Source organism: Virgibacillus sp. MSJ-26 (assembly GCF_018918075.1).
Taxonomy (GTDB): Bacteria; Bacillota; Bacilli; order Bacillales; family Amphibacillaceae; genus MSJ-26.
In genome coordinates this window covers 302642-321212 of the sequence record NZ_JAHLPW010000003.1, presented here as the reverse complement: position 1 = coordinate 321212, position 18571 = coordinate 302642, and the positions used below count along the sequence as shown (strand labels likewise).

23 protein-coding genes and 2 pseudogenes are annotated in these 18571 nt (G+C 34.6%); 24 read left to right on the top strand and 1 reads right to left on the bottom strand.

The genetic code is table 11. From position 1 onward, the window contains the following. Window positions 1–7 precede the first annotated feature (7 nt). The 23 genes and pseudogenes from KQI49_RS03545 to KQI49_RS03435 all read left to right on the top strand — a co-directional run bounded on the left by KQI49_RS03545 (window position 8) and on the right by KQI49_RS03435 (window position 16988). A pseudogene (locus KQI49_RS03545) lies at window positions 8–498 on the top strand (GNAT family N-acetyltransferase). Window positions 499–581: 83 nt separating this feature from the next. Then, a pseudogene (locus tag KQI49_RS03540) lies at window positions 582–1094 on the top strand (GrpB family protein). Between the two features lie 244 nt (window positions 1095–1338). Then, a complete protein-coding gene (locus KQI49_RS03535) occupies window positions 1339–1665 on the top strand; it encodes a hypothetical protein (RefSeq protein WP_216486843.1) in 327 nt (108 codons plus the stop codon). Window positions 1666–2169: 504 nt separating this feature from the next. Then, window positions 2170–2559: a sigma-70 family RNA polymerase sigma factor gene (locus KQI49_RS03530; protein ID WP_216486841.1), complete on the top strand. Its 390-nt coding sequence runs from the start codon at window positions 2170–2172 to the stop codon at window positions 2557–2559. Further along, the gene (locus tag KQI49_RS03525; protein WP_216486839.1) at window positions 2543–3625 is read left to right on the top strand and encodes a DUF4179 domain-containing protein; all 1083 of its coding nucleotides are present in this window, start codon (window positions 2543–2545) and stop codon (window positions 3623–3625) included. The genes KQI49_RS03530 and KQI49_RS03525 overlap by 17 nt, the downstream gene beginning before the upstream one ends. 185 nt (window positions 3626–3810) lie before the next feature. Next, window positions 3811–4116 (top strand): DUF3784 domain-containing protein, encoded by a 306-nt coding sequence (locus tag KQI49_RS03520; RefSeq protein WP_216486837.1) that lies wholly within the window; start codon window positions 3811–3813, stop codon window positions 4114–4116. 140 nt (window positions 4117–4256) lie between these two features. Continuing rightward, window positions 4257–4466: a hypothetical protein gene (locus tag KQI49_RS03515; protein WP_216486835.1), complete on the top strand. Its 210-nt coding sequence runs from the start codon at window positions 4257–4259 to the stop codon at window positions 4464–4466. Between the two features lie 107 nt (window positions 4467–4573). Continuing rightward, window positions 4574–5107, top strand: a complete 534-nt coding sequence (locus KQI49_RS03510; RefSeq protein WP_371817508.1) for a GNAT family N-acetyltransferase — start codon at window positions 4574–4576, stop codon at window positions 5105–5107. Window positions 5108–5280: 173 nt separating this feature from the next. Next, the gene (locus KQI49_RS03505) at window positions 5281–5736 is read left to right on the top strand and encodes a GNAT family N-acetyltransferase (RefSeq protein ID WP_216486833.1); all 456 of its coding nucleotides are present in this window, start codon (window positions 5281–5283) and stop codon (window positions 5734–5736) included. A 110-nt stretch (window positions 5737–5846) separates the two neighbouring features. Beyond that, entirely contained in the window at window positions 5847–6497 is a 651-nt protein-coding gene (locus KQI49_RS03500; protein ID WP_216486831.1) for a Type 1 glutamine amidotransferase-like domain-containing protein, read from the top strand. 234 nt (window positions 6498–6731) lie between these two features. Then, a complete protein-coding gene (locus tag KQI49_RS03495) occupies window positions 6732–7295 on the top strand; it encodes a DUF6434 domain-containing protein (protein WP_216486829.1) in 564 nt (187 codons plus the stop codon). A 197-nt stretch (window positions 7296–7492) separates the two neighbouring features. Beyond that, window positions 7493–8335, top strand: coding sequence for a phosphotransferase enzyme family protein (locus tag KQI49_RS03490; protein ID WP_216486827.1), 843 nt, complete (start codon window positions 7493–7495; stop codon window positions 8333–8335). A gap of 573 nt (window positions 8336–8908) precedes the next feature. Then, a complete protein-coding gene (locus KQI49_RS03485; protein WP_216486825.1) occupies window positions 8909–9820 on the top strand; it encodes a CPBP family intramembrane glutamic endopeptidase in 912 nt (303 codons plus the stop codon). Window positions 9821–9997: 177 nt separating this feature from the next. Next, window positions 9998–10303 carry a hypothetical protein gene (locus tag KQI49_RS03480; protein ID WP_216486823.1) on the top strand — a complete coding sequence of 102 codons (306 nt, stop codon included), beginning with the start codon at window positions 9998–10000 and terminating at the stop codon, window positions 10301–10303. Between the two features lie 95 nt (window positions 10304–10398). Continuing rightward, window positions 10399–11025, top strand: coding sequence for a Type 1 glutamine amidotransferase-like domain-containing protein (locus KQI49_RS03475; protein WP_216486821.1), 627 nt, complete (start codon window positions 10399–10401; stop codon window positions 11023–11025). Window positions 11026–11139: 114 nt separating this feature from the next. Further along, window positions 11140–11313: a hypothetical protein gene (locus KQI49_RS03470; RefSeq protein WP_216486819.1), complete on the top strand. Its 174-nt coding sequence runs from the start codon at window positions 11140–11142 to the stop codon at window positions 11311–11313. Window positions 11314–11406: 93 nt separating this feature from the next. Continuing rightward, window positions 11407–11766 carry a DUF1648 domain-containing protein gene (locus tag KQI49_RS03465; protein WP_216486817.1) on the top strand — a complete coding sequence of 120 codons (360 nt, stop codon included), beginning with the start codon at window positions 11407–11409 and terminating at the stop codon, window positions 11764–11766. A 66-nt stretch (window positions 11767–11832) separates the two neighbouring features. After that, a complete protein-coding gene (locus tag KQI49_RS03460) occupies window positions 11833–13122 on the top strand; it encodes a S41 family peptidase (protein ID WP_216486815.1) in 1290 nt (429 codons plus the stop codon). A 306-nt stretch (window positions 13123–13428) separates the two neighbouring features. Beyond that, on the top strand, window positions 13429–14349 hold the full coding sequence (locus tag KQI49_RS03455; protein ID WP_216486812.1) for an ABC transporter ATP-binding protein: 921 nt from the start codon (window positions 13429–13431) through the stop codon (window positions 14347–14349). Then, window positions 14342–15061, top strand: a complete 720-nt coding sequence (locus KQI49_RS03450; RefSeq protein ID WP_216486810.1) for an ABC transporter permease — start codon at window positions 14342–14344, stop codon at window positions 15059–15061. Before KQI49_RS03455 ends, KQI49_RS03450 begins: the two co-directional genes overlap by 8 nt. Window positions 15062–15172: 111 nt before the next feature. Beyond that, entirely contained in the window at window positions 15173–15601 is a 429-nt protein-coding gene (locus KQI49_RS03445; RefSeq protein ID WP_216486808.1) for an N-acetyltransferase, read from the top strand. Between the two features lie 150 nt (window positions 15602–15751). Then, entirely contained in the window at window positions 15752–16333 is a 582-nt protein-coding gene (gene cobC, locus KQI49_RS03440) for an alpha-ribazole phosphatase (RefSeq protein WP_216486806.1), read from the top strand. A 112-nt stretch (window positions 16334–16445) separates the two neighbouring features. Continuing rightward, window positions 16446–16988: a GNAT family N-acetyltransferase gene (locus KQI49_RS03435; RefSeq protein ID WP_216486803.1), complete on the top strand. Its 543-nt coding sequence runs from the start codon at window positions 16446–16448 to the stop codon at window positions 16986–16988. Between the two features lie 54 nt (window positions 16989–17042). Here the strand turns inward: KQI49_RS03435 and KQI49_RS03430 are convergent, their stop codons facing one another. Then, window positions 17043–17285: a hypothetical protein gene (locus KQI49_RS03430; protein WP_216486801.1), complete on the bottom strand. Its 243-nt coding sequence runs from the start codon at window positions 17283–17285 to the stop codon at window positions 17043–17045. A gap of 205 nt (window positions 17286–17490) precedes the next feature. On the opposite strand from KQI49_RS03430, the gene KQI49_RS03425 reads away from it, so the two are divergent. Continuing rightward, complete coding sequence (locus KQI49_RS03425) at window positions 17491–18519, top strand: alpha/beta fold hydrolase (RefSeq protein WP_371817507.1); 1029 nt, start codon at window positions 17491–17493, stop codon at window positions 18517–18519. Window positions 18520–18571 lie beyond the last annotated feature (52 nt).

The following is an 18571-nucleotide window of genomic DNA, read 5'->3' as shown; positions in this document are numbered from 1 at the left end:
CAAAAAAATGAGGATTAGAGAGTTTCAAAGTTTTGATGTTAACCAAATTATTACTTTATTTTATAAAACGGTGCATTCGGTAAATCAGTAGATTACTCAATAGAACAGCTTAATGCATGGGCGCCTATCGATGAATTAGAGTTCAAATTGGAAAACTGGAGAGAATCTTTAAGTAATAACTTTGCATATGTTGCTGAAATTAATGATAAAATCATCGGATTTTGTGACATGGATTGTAATGGACATTTAAATCGACTTTATATTCATAAGGATTTTCAGAAGCAAGGAATAGCTACAGCTTTATTACATATGATTGAATCCAAAGCGAAAGAAATGGGTCTTTATAAAATAAATACAGAAGCAAGTATTACAGCAAAACCTTTTTTTGAACATCATGGATATCAAGTGATCAATTCTCAGATCGTGGAACGCAGAAATGTTTTATTGATTAATTACAAGATGATTAAAAAATTAGTATCTGAATATCCCAATAGTTAAACAATCGGTCGTGTTAGTTTAACAATAATACTCAAGGGTCATTTTGCTGAAAAACGTAGCAAAAAACAGAGAGGATAACCAAATTGAGAAAAGTCGAAGTAACAGCGTATAACAAAAATTGGCCTTTGATGTATGAAGAAGAGACAGTGAAATTACGCAAGATTTTAGGGGCTGAAATATACAAAATCTATCATATTGGCAGTACGTCTGTTGATGGTCTAATAGCCAAACCTGTTATTGACATAATGCCTGTCGTTAGGGATGTTAATTGAGTTGACGACTTTAATACTGCAATGATTGATATCGGTTATGAACCAAAAGGAGAAAATGGACTTCCTGGTCGTCGATTTTTTCAAAAGGGTGGAGACAGTCGAACACATCACATCCATTTTTATGAGATAGGCAATACTGAAATCGAACGTCATTTAGCATTTCGTAACTATTTGCGCACACATCCTGATGCTGTTAAAAAGTATGGTAGCTTAAAAAAAGAATTGGCCCAACGCTTTCCAAATGATATTGAAGCATACATAAGTGGGAAAGAACACCTGGTTTTAAAGATTGAAAAACAGGCGATGGATTGGAGCAAAGGTTAAAGTATTATTAACTCCGATGGGAAAAATGTAAGCTTAACAAGGAGAAAAAGTCAATAAAACAAGGCTTGAATACAAGGTTGTTGCTTACAAAAACCAAACACTAATTTTAGCCATAGCATGAAAATAAGAGTGTACTTTCTAATTAGGAAGTACATTCTTTCATAACGTTGAAATATGTTAGAGTTTGATTTTGGGACTAAAATTCTGTAAATGAGCCGGGTTGTCGTAGAAAGGAGAAGTCACCTTGAGTAGAAACCTTATTATTTTATTTGCGATAATATTAACTGGAATATTATCTGCTTGTGGCTCTTCTGGTGGTGAAAAACTAGATGACAGTGAAATAAAAGACACTTTTACAGGGACTATTGAAACAATAGAAAATGAAGTTGCTACTGTGGATATAAAAGAGGGAAAAATACTTCGTTCTGGAAAAAAAGTGACTGTAGACCTTTCAGTTGCGGATGATACAACGTTTAAAATTGGTGATGAGATTAAAGTCGGGTACGAGGGCGCAGTAAGAGAAAGTGGACCACTTGGAATTAATACAACTTTTGTTGAATTGATTGAATGATAAACCATAAATATTCCTATGATCGGATGCTAAAGATTTGCGTCCGTTCAAAAATAGGACAGATTGTGAAATTATATCAGTCTACTAGGTACGGTATGTTTTGATTCGAAGTCAAGACATACTTTTTTTATTATTTAGCGTACTATAACATTAAATTTTTGTGTATAACTTTATACTAAAATTGGCCACGTCCAACTCCAGTGCCCAGCCCCTCGAGGTCTTAAGCATTAAAACTGCGTGGCAAAAACCTCCACTACGTTTTTCTGCTTAAGCTTTTCGGGGCTAACCGGGCACCTGCGCTTTTGTTCGTCCAGCGCAAGCGTCCAGCAACTATCAATGCTTTTTGGTGGGGCGAGTAATCACAGCCCCAAGTTTCGAATGCCTTCCTACGATAAGTCGACTTTGAATCGCTTCCGCTCTTCAAGTCTCCTTTATCTCGTCAGGCCTTCTCCAACTTGTACGTTGCTAATCGGGCATTTGCACTTTTGACTTTTGAAACATGATATGTCTAATGCTTTATTATCCATTCATCAATTGAAGAATCCAGAATATTTTTCTACTTGGTTATTTAGAATACTTATTCGCGAATGTTACAAGTTGCTACGTGAACAAAAGAAAGTGATCCCATATGAAGATGATGTCTTATTAAAAAAACTGGAAAGCAAAGATGATAAAGAATTAGAGACCTCTTACGTGAGAGAAGCATTATCTAAGCTTAGTACATCATATCAAACATCAATTATTTTGTTTTATTATCATGATTTATCAATAAAAGATATTTCAGAGGTTATGGAAAAACCTGTGGGAACAGTAAAAACGCATTTGCGGAGAGCTAGAAAAAAATTAAAAGTTGAGATAGAAAGGAGTTATCAATTTAATGAAAAATCCATATGAAGAATCAAATGATTTCCCTGAAGAGCAAGTTCGTACAGCCATTCAGCTGGGTATTGCTAATGGCGAGGCTGAAAAAAAGTTAGGAAAAAGGCATAGAAAGAATAGTAATAAACGTACTTTGGTGTACGCATTAAGTAGTATTGCAGCTGTTTTTGTTATACTAATTGGTTTTTCTCATCAATCTCCTGCTTTAGCTAGTAACTTATCTAAAATACCTATTATTGGTTCCGTCTTTGGTGATTCAGATTTAATCGGATTAAAACAAGCCCAAGAAAAAGGATTAACAAGCCAGGTAGGAGAAACGAAAACGATTAATGGTATTTCCGTTACTTTGGATGAAGTGTTATATGATCAAAACAATATAACGATTGGTCTGAAAATGGAGTCAGAACAAGAACTGGATGAAGAATATTTTGGATCAGGAATGGATTTTATCATCGACGGTAAAGCACCAAGTGGAGCTTCAGGTTCATATGGGGAAGAAATACTATCTTCTACCTCTCGGACAGCTATTGAAACAATTTCAGTCACAGATGAAATGCCCAGCGAATTTGATTTAGGATTATTGTTGCAAGGCGAAAATGACGAAAATTGGTATTTCTCTGTTCCTGTGAAGCAAGCAAATGATATAAAGCAAATACCAGTTCAGCATGAAGAAACAGTAGATGGAATTCAATTAAATGTTACCGAATTTTCCTATGGTGCTTCTGGTACCAGTGTTTCATTTACAAGTTCAGAGGACGCAGCGTTAGCAGATGATGATCGTGACAGAGCAAGTTTTATAGAGTTTAAGATTGAAGATCAGGATGGGAATGAAATTAAGAGCCACTCAGGCGGTGTCAAAGGCGAACGTGTAAAAGGTAAAATGATTTATACAAGTAATAAACAATTTGATCCGATCGATTCTGATGTAACTGAAGTGACTATCACACCATATTTGGATCTTCCAACCGGTGGCGGTGGTGTAGAAATTGATGAAAATGGAGAGGAAACAGAATTAGAATATAAGAATGATTCTATCCAGCCTGTTGAGTTTAAATCTTTTAAAGTGAAAATTTCTCAATGAAACAGAGCTAATATTCAGCTCTGTTTTTCCGTTACAATGTTATAAATGTTACGCAACAATTAGGTGCTATTCTGGAACAAGGATTTGCACTCGTTCGAAAACAGGACCATTTTATGGAATAAATGAAACTTCTTATATGTTAAATACGTAAGAATAATTGCTGATATAAAGGGGAGGCAAAAGAAATGGTAATTGAAGTGGGAATCGGCCTATTCACTGGCGTACTTTTAATTTGGGCTGGCTATATTGTACGGACAAAACAGGTATTTGCCTTTCTTGCAGGTTTCAGGGAATCGTGGGAACCGGTTAATAAAGAAAGACTGGGGAAGAGGATTGGTATTCTCTTGGTCATCTTAGGTGTTTTAGCTATGTTAACATCTATTTTAGCCATATGGTTTGGGAATACAGTTGGAAAAATCTCTGGAATATTAGCTTTTATTGATGTGATTATGATTATTATTGTAATCGGATTAGATCAAATGGGATATTAAAAGGATTGCTCCAATACTATATATATCAGTTATTTCTTCAATAATTTGGATAGTTTTATCTTCTACAATCGGATGCAATTATTTAATAACGAGCAGCACCCAATTTTGAGTTAGCTGTATAACTTTAGGAGGTGAAAATGATGAAAAAAAATCTAAAATTCGCCTGGATAGCATCGTGGTTTGCACTTGTGGGGCAGTTATTATATTTTACGGGAGTGTCATTTTTCACAGGAGAATGGCGTTATGTAATGTGGAGTTTCATGGCGAGTATGATAGTAGGAGTTCCCAGTATGATTAACACTTGGCAATTACATAAAAAAGAGAACAACAAAAGTAGAACAGGTTCATAGGAATTCTCAATGTCCTTTTTCTAGAATAGGCGTGTTTATTTAACGACTTTATTCAATTATCATACTATTTAATCGTTTAAAGGATTATGTTATATGGGGGAGAGAAAGTGCAAAAAACACTCGAAACAGACCGTTTAATTCTTCGTCCTTTTGGAATGGATGATGCCACTAGAGTCCAAGAATTAGCAGGAAATGAGGATGTTGCCAAAACAACATTAGGTATACCACATCCCTATCCAATAGATGCAGCGGAAAGTTGGATTGAAAGTCATCTCAGAATGGTGAAAAACGGGACATTCCCTTTTGCGATGGTGTTAAAAAGCGAAAGCATTCTAGTTGGAACTATGACAATACGTGTTAATAAACCCCATAAAAAAGGAGAGTTGGCTTATTGGGTAGGTAAAGCTTATTGGGGTAATGGCTACGCGACTGAGGCAGCTGCTGAAATAGTAAGACATAGTTTTGAAGATTTAAACCTCAACCGTGTATGGGCAAGGGCTATGTCGAAGAACCCAGCGTCAGTCAAAGTAATGAAAAATATTGGAATGAAAAAAGAAGGAGTTCTCAAGCAAGACATTATTAAACTAGGTGTATTTGAGGATTCAGAAATTTATGGACTTATAAAGTCAGAATATAAGTAAAGGGCTCCATTTATATGAATAACGGGGCGTAGTTGGATTGTTTCTTCGTTATCTGAAATTGATGTGCAGAACGGTCTTCAGCAACGGGTCAGAATCTTGAATAAGTCCTTTAATAAAGGTAAATTTTCGTACAATATAGTATTCATACATACAAAAATAAAGGAGGGAGAAGTATGTATCAATATTTTAATGGAGTTACAATTAGAGAAGGAACGAACGGGGTCCCAGCAGATGCCGTAGAAGCCCTTTTCGAAGATGCTGGCTGGGCTAGAAATACTCCAACTTGGCAGAAAGAAAAGTTTTCATTAATTTTTATTAATTCAACTTGGGCATTTACTGTATGGGACGATAACAGAATGATTGGGATGGTTAGGGTTATCTCAGACAAAATAATGGCTGCTAACATAATGGATTTGGTTGTTTTATCGGAATATCGAGGAAATGGTATAGGAAAGAAACTTGTGGAACTTTGTGTTCAAAAACTTCCTCACGGGGATTGGTTCGCACATACCTCAGCTAACAATTTTAATTTCTATAAAAAATGTGGTTTTGAAGTTAAAGATCTAGCCCAAAACGGTACTTGTGTGTTTTATGGATATATAAAAGCTCGTAAAGATGGACACAGGTAGGATATCATTATTCAAAAATTGAACCATATTGAGAATATTGTGTTGGTGATAAGAAAACAGAATAAGATGCAGGAAATTAATGCTCTTTACACTTTGCTACGGAGGTACTTATGAAGACTCACTATTATTTAGGTTGGTTTAGCAATTTTTTTCCAGAGAATCTAGGTAGGGTTTTAGAGGAGGATATAACTGATAGAAAATCGCTTGTTATGATTAGCTCGAATCCATCTTGTTATGAAGATGATGGTGCTACTGAACGTTCGTGGCTTAACAAGGCAAGCATTATGTTTGATAAATATCACTTAATTAATTATTGCATACAGAAGGAAGATGCCCAAACGTTAATTCAAAATGCTTCAGTCATTTTTTTATTGGGTGGAAGTATTCTTAAACAAAAATATTTTTTGAAGGAATACGAATTGTCGGATTTAATTAAAAAAAGCAGAGCCGTAGTGATAGGAGCAAGTGCTGGTGCAATCAACATGTCAGCTAAATGGTTATGCTCGAAAAACTTTGGAGATGAAATAAGTGCTGTTTACGACGGAATCGGCCTTGACGATTTTTCCGTTCTGTCTCATTTTGATCTTGAAAATAATATGGCGCTCGTTCACAGCGAACTGTCTCCCTTATCGGAAGAAATGAATATATATGCGTCGAACAAAGATTGTGCTGTACGCACAAAAGGAGACAAAATCGACATTTTAGGCGATGTATATTTAATTTCCCACTCAAAGATTCAGAAATTGGATGAGACGCTTTAGTTATGGTGAATGGCTATGGCTTAATTTATACAAAGCTTCTATATTAAATTTAGTGAAGGAGAACTACGCTAGATAGGAGTGTTTCTTCGTATCCGGAAACATAGATGTGCAGAATGGTCTTCAGCAATCGGGCCATTTAACGAAACAAAGGGATGGCAGAGTTTCTTAGAGATACTATTAAACATAAGGTGAATAAAATTGGGTGAATGGTGGATTGGAATGGAGAGAGAGTAATTGAGACCTGAACTAACAAGCAATTTAAACGTAGATGACTTTCGTAATTTTTATTGGTTAAAAGAGGAATTGCAAACATTTTGTAGGGGAAATGGAATAAGTTCTTCTGGATCTAAAATAGAAATAACGGATAGGATAGCAGTGTTTCTCGAAACAGGGAAAATACAAAAGCCGATGAGAAGGAGAAATATTTCCACAAAAAAAGTAAAATTAGAGGAATTAAGTTTAGATACGGTTATTACGAAAAACCATCGTTGTAGTCAGGTAGTTAGAACATTTTTTAAATCGGTAATACCTAAATTTCACTTCTCAACTTATATCCAAAATTATTTTAAAGAAAATGTAGGAAAAACATATCAGGACGTTGTAAATGCGTGGTATGGGGAAGAAGAAAGAAAAAAAGACCCATCCTATAAAAGACAAATCGGCTCACAATTTGAATACAATCAATTTACTAGAGATTATTTCGCAGACCCTAAAAACAAAGGAAAAAAAAGAGAAGATGCAATTAAAGCTTGGAATGAAATAAAGGCATTGCCTGGTAGCAATAAATATAAAGGATAAATATTTATTTAACACTTGCTTTGAAGCATGAGTTGATTTATAAAATTGACTAATCCAGAATTGGGTGCAGTTGTTGAATAATGTTCTGTGCCCTGTATTTCAGAAACGGGCCAGATTGTTGCACAATGTTAGTTGACTCGATTTCTAATCTCGCCATAAGTAGAAATTTATAAGACACACCTAGTAGGGGGTACATGGTGCAAAAAATCATTATTAAGCAGTCGGAAAAAGTATACGGTGTAGATTCAGATAAACTTGAACTCCTTGGTGGGTTTGATGATAACGTTTTTCTTAGCCATGATAGAAACATTGTAATTAAGTTTTTGGATACTAAGAAGCACAGAAAAGAGAATTTGTTAAAAGAATTAGAAGTTATAAAATTGATGTCTACAAATGGTATTAATACGCCAGCGCCGATACTTTCACAGAACGGAAAGTTCATTGAATTGGTAAAAGGTCAAAAGAAAGATTTTTATATAATTGCATTTTCAAATGTTGAAGGAAACGTTCTGCTCGATTACGAGGAGGACAATCATCTCATTAAACAGTGGGGGAGAACGTTAGGGGAAATGCATGAAGTATCCAAAAATTACTCTCTTGAACTGGATAAAGGTTACTTGGAATGGAACCATGATATAAATTATGAGGACTTTTCCAAAGGAACGGGGAGAATAATCAAAAAAAAATGGAGTACATATATGGAGCAGTTGTCCATAATGCCATTTAACAAAGATGTTTATGGTGTTGTTCATCACGATCTGCATAATCAGAATATAATGATGAGTGGTAACGAAATGTACGTTTTAGATTTTGGTGATGTCCGAAAAAGTTGGTATGCCTACGATGCTTCCATACCAATTTATCATGCGCTAGAAAAAAATAGAACACAAAATAAAATTAACAGTGCTGAATTCTATGAACAGTTTACAAAACATTTCTTTGAAGGGTATCTTGAAAAGACTACAATATCTGAAGAACAGTATAAATTAATTCCCTTTTTTTGGAGTATAGGTTGTTATACTCATACTTATTTTTTATAAATTCGTTTAAATCCAATGAAATGAGTACAGATATTAAAAATATCCTGGATGACATGAGATTTAGAATTGAAAATGATGTGCCATTCATCATTTAATTTTGTGGTTACTTATCCATTTTATCAAATGCTTTATTCCATTAACGAGCGCAGTTGTCACATAAGGAATCGGGCCAGATTGTTTAAGTTAAAACAAGGGGAGATAAAGTGTAGGGGAGATATTATGTACATGAAGAAAAAATTATGTGTGGAATTATTGGGTGGACACTAGCCGTAGTTCTAGGAATAGTGCATTTCCAACAAGAGGAAATTTGTGACCTACAGTCAGTTCTTTACCTTATAGGAACACTAATAGCTATGATATTTATCTTCTCATCACTTCCTAAAGAAAGAAATAGTTCTTTATTTTTAATCTGAGCTAAGAATTCCTAAGCAATAGAGCGCGTTTGCTCGATTTCGTCTTTATAGAACAAACGGTCAGGTTGTTGAATAATTTTATTATGATTTTGTTTTTTTAAATTAAAACGATGTTACTATTTTGTAAAGTTCAAGATAAAGAATGGATGTGTGTTTTCGAATGGATAAAAGAAAGATTTTGACTTATATTTTATGGCTTTACGGATTGAGTTTTGGCATTTCTACTATATTTTTTCTTAGTGGTCTTGGAAATAACCCGTTTTTAATCTACATATTCATGCTAGGGTATATGTTTATTCCATTAATCGCCGTATTGATTGTCCAAAAATTAATCTATAAAGAAGCAGTCGCTCGACCATTATTACTCACGACACGGCCAAATTGGTGGTGGCCTTTCGCTATGATCTTTCCGTTACTACTTATTGGACTAACCGCCTTAGTCGCTATTTTATTCCCAAGTGTAACGCTTGATTTAGGGATGGAGAATTACCTAAGTACCGTAGATGCAACAACTTCTGCAACAATGAATGATTTATTTCAGACACTGCCTTTCCATCCACTGTGGTTACTCGCTGGTCAAAGTTTTATTGGCGGAATTACCATCAACGCTATATTTGCTTTTGGAGAAGAGATTGGCTGGCGCGGTTTTCTACTTCGTGAGTTTCACGCACTCGGCTTCTGGAAAGCATCATTACTCATAGGACTCATCTGGGGGCTATGGCATGCACCACTAACAATCTTTGCAGGACATAATTATCCAAGTACTCCTATCTTCGGTGTATTGATGATAACTGTATCTTGTATGCTTATGTCACCGATTTTAGCTTTAATTACAATTAAATCACGTTCCGTCTTTCCGGCTGCATTTTTTCATGGTGTTATCAATGGTAGTGCTTCCCTTGGTATTATGATCGTAGCTGGTGGGAATCCGGAATTGCTCAACGGTTTGAATGGACTTGCTGGCTTCATAGTTTTATTGGCTGTGAATGTAATTATTTTTATTCGCACACGAACCACGATTAACACTAATTACAATGCGGTTTTTGCACAGTCGGAAAGTCATCTTAAATAAATCATTCTTACTAAACTTTTTTATAAAATAAGCACTTTAAAAATAAATATCTTTGATTATTAGCGAACCAGATTGTTTAAAAGAGAAGGAGGTGATTCAATGGTTTTTCCCTCAAAAAGCATTGGGAATATCTGTTACTTTCAATTGAAAATAGCATAACAGGAGACGAGGACAAAAATGGGAATTGAAACGGGAATCGGTCTTATTATCGGTGTGTTTTTAATTTGGGTTGGATATATTGCTCGGACAAAAGGAATAATTACCTTACTAGCCGGCTTCTGGATAACGTGGGAACCGGTTAATAATGAAAAACTGGGAAACAGCGTTGGTATTCTTTTTATTATTTTGGGTGTTCTGGCGATTTTAACAGCTATATTTAGCATATGGTTTGGAGCTGTGGTTGGGAAAATCTCTGCAATCCTAGCCCTTATTGATGTGATTGTGATTTTTATTGTAATTGGATTGGACCAAATGGGACGTTGATAGGAAGTATACGATGAGTACTAGTAAATAAAGTAATTCTGCTTTAAATGGGCCATTTAACAGAAAAGGAAAGCGTGAAAAGTGAGGGGAACAATATGAAATTTTATCTTTCATCTTTTAAAATTGGAAATGAAGAACGGAAACTAATCGAACTAACGGAAAATGGAGATAAAAAAGTCGCTTATATCAATAATGCATTAGATTTTGCTACTGATTTGGAAAGAAAAAATAAAAGTGATGCGGCGGATGTAGGTGATATACAAAGCTTAGGTCTCACGGTTGATATTTTAGACTTGAAGAAGTATTTTCATAACCAAGAGCGGTTGAAAGAAAAGCTTGATCAATACGATGTTATTTGGGTAAGAGGCGGTAATACTTTTGTTCTTGCACAAGCGATGAGATTAAGCGGCTTCGATCAAATTATTAAAAAGTATTATAAGGAAAAAAGAGATATTCTATATGGGGGATATAGTGCAGGGGCTTGTATCCTTGGACCAACTCTAAAAGGTATACATTTAGTAGATGAACCTGAACAGAAGCCTTACGGTGATGAACATCAGACTATATGGGAAGGGTTAGGCATTTTGGATTATGTAATTGCCCCTCATTATAAATCAGACCACAAAGAATCCAACGATATGAACCAAGCAATTGAATATATGATCGAAAATAAAATTCTATTTAAAGCATTGAGGGATGGGGAAGTAATCATAATTGAATAAACCGTTCTCCTTAAAGGAGTTTAGCAAACGGGCAAGATTGTCCCACTAGTTGTTCCAGAATTGAATCAGATTGTTACACAACTGAATAAAATTATCTTAGAAAGGGTGTTGGGTATGGTTCGAAAATGGATTTACGGAATCTTATCAATGATAGGTCTCATTGTATTGTTTTTGGTTGATCTAACGATGCTTGTTCCATTTGCCACAAATCAGATAATTGTTTCAGCCCTTGTATTTGCGTTTTACCTGTATCTTTTGTATCTCATCATATTCCGTAAGATTTATTAAGCAATCGGTGCATTGCTTAATAAATTATTCAATCAACGGACCATTATGTTAAATAAAGATAAGGTATTATCGATAATATTTGGGGGTGGAGATATGAATAAATATTCAACCAAAAAAATATTTTTAATACACGATATCGTTTGTGTAATTGTAATAATCGGGATGATTGTATATACGCTTTATGCAATTACACAAATGCCGCAAACAATACCAATCCATTTAACAAATGGCGTAGTTGATGGCTGGGGGAGCAAATGGATTAGTTTGTTAATGCCTGGAACAATAGTCTTTGTTTATGTATTATCAATCTTATTTATCAGATATCTAAAGAAGCATAATAACTCAATAATATTGGTGAGTTGGGTAAAACTTGGATGTGTAATCTTGTTTTCCATTGTAAATATACTTTTTATTCAATTTGCTCTTTCGCAAACGAGTCGGATCATTGCATAACCAAGTGTGTTACTTCTTCTGATTCATTATTATTTCAATTTATACTTTTTTCAGGGATGTGAAAATATGTACACGGAAATTTTTCAAGAATTAGTTAATATTATGCATCACGACTACGCGGGATACATAGACAAAAAGGGTTGGGATAATCCAGAAAGATACGCGGATAGTATTAGGGATTTGGAAAATAAAGGTGAATTAACGATAAACGGATTCTTGGAAATTGTTCAAGATTATTTACTGGACTTTAAAGACCCTCATATATTTTTCAATTTAATCGGAAATGGTTTACAAAAAGAATACGATAACGGTTTCCGTGTAAGACGGTATAAAGATAAATTGTATGTTACTGCAACTACAAATGAAAAGCGTATAAAGCTAGGTGATGCAATTTTGTCTCTAGATCGTATACCAGTTTTGGAATTGGTAAAAAAGCATAAGCGTCAACTTATGGAGTCTAAAGCAGAACGTGAAAGTTGGAGAAAGATTATTCCAAGGTATAGTGTGGCTAAGATTGTAAATCCCCAAGGAAATATACGAACCCTAGATTTAAAGAAGTATGAAAAGGAAGAATATAAACAGTCACATACTATCAAACGAATTGATAATGATACATTACTTATGACGTTATCCGATTTTTTTGAGCCTACCCCCATTGATCACCTACTAGAAATCTACGGAGAGCAGCTACAAAAAACACAAAATTTGATTATTGATGTACGTACTAATCTAGGTGGAAGCACGCTGTCTTACAAATCATTGGAAAAGTATCTCTTTCCCAAAGGAAAAAATAAAATTGACTTTACTTTCTATAACATGAAGGTCAACTGCACAAATAGGAATGCAGATTTAATCATAAAAGTTATTGAAGAGGAATTAGAAAAGATTGATAATGATGAGTACCGAGAACGGCTTAAACAGTGGAAGGAACAAACTTGGGATAAGCATCGGGGAAAAGGATTTGTTAATTTAAATGACGAAAGCAGTGAAAATACATACGAAATAACTGGCCAAGACTTTCCTAGAAGTATTATTGTCCTAACAGATAATTATTGTGGAAGTGCAGGAGACATATTTGTTTACTTGTGTAAACAGACCCCGAAAATAACGGTAATTGGCCGTCCAACAATGGGCGTCAATGATTATTCCAACCTATCAGAGATGGTATGGAATGATCAATTTAAACTTATGTATGCGACATCTAGATTGGATCAATTAGATCACCGTGAGATAAGTGCTGAACAGGGAATTAAGCCTGATGTTTATATTCCTTGGACACCAGAACACATAGAAAAGGATCTAGATATGGAGGAAGCGATAAAATTATTACGGGAATTGAAAACCCTTAATCAATAGATTGCTTATGACTTTTATAACAATTTATTGGTAATAACTACAGCTATAATTTTGGGATAAGGATGATTATCTCTAGTAAACGTGCGCGATTGCGGCATAATGGTATTCTGGAATCGGGCCAGATTGTTGAATAAGTCTTACTAGCGATGATCAGCATGATCCTAGAGTGTTTCTTTCAAAAATGTAAGGTTAATGTAAGAAAAATCGATTTCTGTATTTCTTTCGCCTGTATAAGGTTAAGGGGTACAACGTTGGCGAATGCCTATATTGTTACTATGAATGCTTAATTGAAAGCAGGTGTTTAAAGTGAGTGAAATCATCAAAACTAGAAATTTAATGAAAATTTATGGAGAACAGAAATCAGTGGATCACCTGAACATAACTGTGAATCAAGGGGAGATTTACGGTTTTTTGGGTCGAAATGGTGCGGGAAAAACGACTACTATACGGATGTTATTAGGGTTAATTAAACCTACTTTTGGGCAAGTTGAAATATTTGGTGAGAACCTATTTAATAATCAAAAAAGTATTTTAAGACGTATCGGATCCATTGTAGAAGTTCCAGGATTCTATGAAAACCTCACAGCAAGAGAAAATCTTTTAATCAACGCAAAAATCCTAGGGGTTCATAAGAAAAATACGATAGAAGAGGCTTTAGAAATTGTCGATCTGCATAATGAAACAAAAAAGCTTGTCGGCAAATATTCTTTAGGAATGAAGCAGAGACTCGGAATAGCCAGAGCACTTCTCCATAATCCGGAACTACTAATATTAGATGAACCTACTAATGGATTGGATCCAATTGGGATAAAGGAAATACGAAGTTTAATTCTATCTTTAGCTAAAGATAGAAATATAACTATATTTGTATCCAGTCACATACTATCAGAAATTGAACAATTAGCAACTCATATGGGGATTATCCATGAAGGAAGACTTTTAGAAGAAATTGCATTCGACAAGCTTAGGGAAAGAAACCGTAATTATTTGGAGTTTCAAGTCTCTGATGACAATAAAGCAATCATGCTCTTAGAAAGTCAATTTGGCATATCTGATTATGAAGTTCATGCCGAAGGTAATATTCGTGTATATTCCCACCTGGGCAAACAGGGAAGGCTTAACAAGGCTTTTGTTGAAAATGGTATTGAAGTGTTAAAAATAAATATAAGCGAGGAAGGGCTAGAGGATTACTTTACAAAGTTAGTTGGGGGTGGTGCAATTGGCTAGTTTATTATTTACTGAACTTTTAAAGCTTAAACGTTCTAGTATGTTTCTGTTAAGCATAGCTGGTGCAGCCGTAGCTCCTCTTGTAGTGGTAGTAGCCACATATGTGAATGAACCGTCTACTCCTTTCAAGGAACTTTTTTACAATGTCAATTTATATACTGTTCTCATCATAGGGGCTCCCTTATATGGAGTGGTAACTACTTATCTTTTCAATCGTGAATATGTGGAAAATACAATAAAGAATATTTTAACAATCCCCGTATCACGAGTAAGCTTTATTATGAGTAAAACGCTTCTGCTGTTTATGTGGATTATGATGTTAACAATGATAGCCTGGTTTCTCACTTTGTTCTTAGGCCTGTTAACGCAGTTTGATGGTCTGGACATCTCATTACTGGTAGAATCATTTAAAGAATTTAGTATAGGAGGAGTATTATTATTTATACTCTCCACACCCATTATACTTGTGACGCTTGTTATGAAGAATTATGTTCCAACTATTATTTTTACTGTGGTTATAACTTTAATAAATGTAATGGGAGGGAGTTCGGAGCACAGGGCGTTATTTCCATGGGCAGCGGCAGGAGATATTGCTAATCATACACTTCCCTCAACATATCCGCCAGAATACTCTTATACAGCTATAATAGTTACAGCCCTCACAGGATTTATTGCGTTGATCGTCTATTTTAAAAAGGCGGATATTCATTGATTTTACTGTGCCGCAATCGGGTGCATTTTTGGAAGAAGGATCAGCGTGAAGTTAGACTAAAAATTGGACACGGATAGTGAAGTATGGGTTAAATGGAAAAAGAGGGATATTATGATAAGGGCATATAAAGAAAACGATATTGATATCTTGATTGATATTTGGTACAAAAGTTCATTACAGGCACACGATTTTATTTATTCTGGTTATTGGGAATCCCAAATTGAAGAGATGAAAGAAAAGTATATTCCAATGTCAGAAACGCATGTCATAACTAATCAAACAAAAATTATAGGTTTTATTTCAATGGTAGAAGGCTATTTAGCAGCGCTTTTTATTGATGTAGCATATCAAAACAATGGAGCTGGGAAAGAGTTATTGAACTTTGAAAAAAGACGAAGAAATAAAATTCGGTTGAAGGTGTATAAAGAAAATTTATCAGCAGTACGTTTTTACGAAAAGAACGGCTTCATTATAAAAGAAGAATTAACAGATGAGCAAACCAATAAACAAGAGTATTTAATGGAATGGACTAAAAATTAAATTTTGTTCATCAAACGGGCGCGCTTGCGGCATAGTGGTGTTCCAGAATAGGGCCAGATTGTTATATAAAACCAGTGAACAACCCTTGTTAAAAAAGATTTCTAATTTATGAATAAAGCAAGAATTTTATTAGGTAGGAGGTGTTCATTTATGCAGATTTATTTAATAAGACATGGACAAACAGATTGGAATATAAGAGGAAAATTACAAGGGAGCATGGATATTGAGCTAAATCAAACTGGTATTACTCAAGCAAAACTACTGAGTAATACTTTGCTGAATTCCGATTATAATTTCTCAGCAATTTATTCAAGCCCGCAAAAAAGAGCAATTCAAACAGCACAAATTTTAAGTGAATTAACTAAAGTTAAATATGTATCAATAGAAGGTTTGCAGGAAATAAACTTCGGGGAATGGGAAGGGTTGACTTGGAATGAAATTGAAGAAAGATATCCAGCACAATATAAAAAGTGGTCCGTGAATCAGAGATATAGCAAACCCCCTAAGGGAGAATCCTATCAAGAATTGCTAAACCGTGTTTTGCCAGCCATACATAAGGTGATTAAGAGAAACCGAGAAAATGTTGTAATTGTAACTCATCGTGCAGTTATTATGTGCTTGCAATGCTATTTAACAAATACACCTTTTGATCAGATGATGAAATTTAATATGGACAACAGCTCGATTCTCAAACTCGATAGTAAATTATTTATTAGTGAAAATGTTCAGTAGTAGTACTTTTAAGATCTCCGCAATCGGGCGCGTTTGTTTAACAATATTAATCAATTAACGGCCCAGACTATAGTAAAAAAATTTGACGATAAAAAATAGCGAGGAGACTTATATGAGCGAGAAAATTACGTCTAAATCATTGATGTTAGAGCCATTGAAAAAAGACCATGCATCAAGATTATTTGAGGTATTAAAAGACCCGAAAATTTATAATTATATTCCTGAAAATCCACCTACAAGCGAAGAAACTCTCGCCAACAAATTTGATGTTTTGTCCAAAGGGGCTCCCTCTCATTTGGATGAAATTTGGTTAAATTATGCTTTGTATGATAGCGAAATATCACAATATATCGGAACCCTTCAAGCGACAATATTCATGAACGATAAAAAAGCATCAGTTGCTTATATCCTAAATTCAAATTATTGGGGAAAGGGATATGCTACGCAAGCTTTGTTGTTGATAATAAATAGGTTAATAGAGGAATATGAAATTATTGAATTTGAAGCGTACATAGACACTAGAAATATTAAGTCGATTGAATTAGTTAAACGTTTAGGATTTGAGTATACGGGCTTTGAAGAAAATGCTGACTTTTTCAGAGGAGAGCCAAGTCACGAGTACATTTATACTGCGGAAGCTAAAAAGTTCCGATGAACATCGGTTACAGCAAACGGGCGCTTTTCTTAGTAAGCCATTTTAATCCTCATGTTAGTAGAATCTCCTCAACACTACATCTTGTCGGACTTCGAGTACAATACTTTCATGGGAAGTGTGATATATCAAATCTTCACCTTTTGATTTTAAAAGTTCCTTTGTAGCTGATTCTTCCGGTACAGACCTTATCACAGCCATATTCTCAACGATTTCTTGATTATCTTCAACATGAGATGAAAGTATTTTCAATTTTACAAATTGATCTGGGTACATTTTTCTTACTTCTGACCACTTCAATATTACTGCTCCTATCATTTCATATTATTATATCATTATTTTGATATCTACCATAATAGTTTGGAGGGAGTAATGCCGTTGTGATTATATGCTAGGATTAAGAAGGTATTATGAAGAAATGTACATAAAGAGCTGCTAGTATGTTCAGTAAGCCTCAAGATCTATATTAAATTACTTCCAAGACTCATTACTAGAATTTGTTCGTATGGTATTATGGAATAAAAAAGAAAGAAGGACACAGGAAGTAATGAGAAAAAATAAAAAAAAGAAATTTAGACCTTGGATAATTTTAAGGAATATTGTATTAGCTTTAATAGCAGCATTTGCTATATGGGTTATTTTTAGTAACATTATGACTGCATTGGAACAAAAAAAATACCCACCAATAGGGGAATTAGTTGAAGTTGATGGGAAAAACATGCACATTTATACTAAGGGTGATGGCGATAATACGATAGTTTTATTAAGTGGTCTTGGAACTGCAGCACCAGCATTGGATTTTGAACCTTTGATAAATGAAATGGCAAAGAAAAATAAGGTAGTAGTGGTAGAGTTGTTTGGATATGGATGGAGCGATATAACCAACAAGGAAAGAACAGTGGAAAATATAGTAGGTGAAATAAGGGTTGCTTTAAAAAAATCTGACATAAAAGGCCCATACATATTGATGCCGCATTCAATTTCAGGAATATACAGTATGTATTTTGCCAACACATATCCAGAAGAAGTTAAAGCCATCATAGGAATCGACCCCACGTTACCACAGGCATTGGAATACTTTGGGGAAACCTCCCCTACAATGCCCAAATGTTTGAGTTATGTGGCACCTACTGGAATTGCAAGATTAGCATTATATATAAGTCCCGAAAGTTTTTTACCTATTGCTGATGATGGTTCATATTCCGAAGAAAATTTAAAAATGACCAAAGCAATCTCAGCTTGGAAGGGTTACAACAAAAACGTTGTTAACGAAGCCAATAATATAAAAAATAATATTAACAAAACAGTTGATATGAAATTTCCTTCTAATATGCCAGTTTTATTATCCACAACGAAAGAAGATAAGGTAACAGAGGATGGTAAAAACAATGTGACTTTTTATGAAACACAACTTACTAATTCTCCTGCCAGTAAAATTGTTACTTTACAGGGGCATCATTATCTTCATTGGACTCGTTATAAGGAAATGAGTAAAGAAATTAATAAATTCATAGAATCATTTGCTGGGGATTGATAATGGAAATGGGTGTAAACCTTCTTTAATTAACGGAGCACAATTTTGAAAA